This is a genomic window from Escherichia sp. MOD1-EC5950 (assembly GCF_002965345.1).
GTDB lineage: Bacteria > Pseudomonadota > Gammaproteobacteria > Enterobacterales > Enterobacteriaceae > Escherichia > Escherichia marmotae.
On record NZ_PTSR01000111.1, the window covers coordinates 1 to 865 of the forward strand.

General features: G+C 51.0%; 1 protein-coding gene. It reads right to left on the reverse strand.

Annotated features, from left to right (window positions below; translation table 11 throughout):
- Positions 1–31 precede the first annotated feature (31 nt).
- Entirely contained in the window at positions 32–814 is a 783-nt protein-coding gene (istB, locus tag BEA93_RS24525; protein ID WP_001317493.1) for an IS21-like element IS100kyp family helper ATPase IstB, read from the reverse strand.
- Between the last annotated feature and the right edge of the window lie 51 nt (positions 815–865).

Here is an 865-nt window from a genome sequence, read left to right on the forward strand (position 1 = left end):
TCCACCAACGGCCCAATATTGATCCACCGTTTTACTCAGGATTAGCTTCTGCTATAACCCCGGCCTTTCGTTTCTGTCTGAGTCGATAGCTTTCTCCTTTGATTTGAACGACATGTGAGTGGTGTAAGATACGGTCCAGCATCGCTGAGGTCAGGGCTGCATCACCGGCGAACGTTTGATCCCACTGCCCGAACGGCAGATTGGATGTCAGGATCATTGCGCTCTTTTCGTAACGTTTAGCGATGACCTGGAAGAACAGTTTTGCTTCTTCCTGACTGAACGGCAGATAGCCTATTTCATCAATGATGAGCAGGCGGGGGGCCATTACTCCACGCTGAAGCGTCGTTTTATAACGGCCCTGACGTTGCGCCGTGGATAACTGAAGTAACAGATCTGCTGCTGTTGTGAAGCGAACTTTGATACCTGCACGGACTGCTTCATAGCCCATCGCTATTGCCAGATGGGTTTTCCCCACACCTGATGGCCCCAGTAATACGATATTTTCATTACGTTCTATGAAGCTGAGTGAGCGTAATGACTGGAGTTGCTTCTGCGGTGCTCCGGTGGCGAATGTGAAGTCATACTCTTCGAACGTTTTCACCGCCGGGAAGGCTGCCATTCGGGTATACATCGCCTGTTTACGTTGATGACGTGCCAGTTTTTCTTCATGAAGCAGATGCTCCAGGAAGTCCATATAACTCCATTCCTGGTCTACTGCCTGTTGTGACAGCGCAGGCGCTGCGCTTATAAGGCTTTCCAGTTGCAACTGCCCGGCGAGCGCCATCAGTCGTTGATGTTGCAGTTCCATCATCACGCCACTCCTCTGCAGAATGAGTCGTAGATGGAGAGTGGATGATGCAGGGGG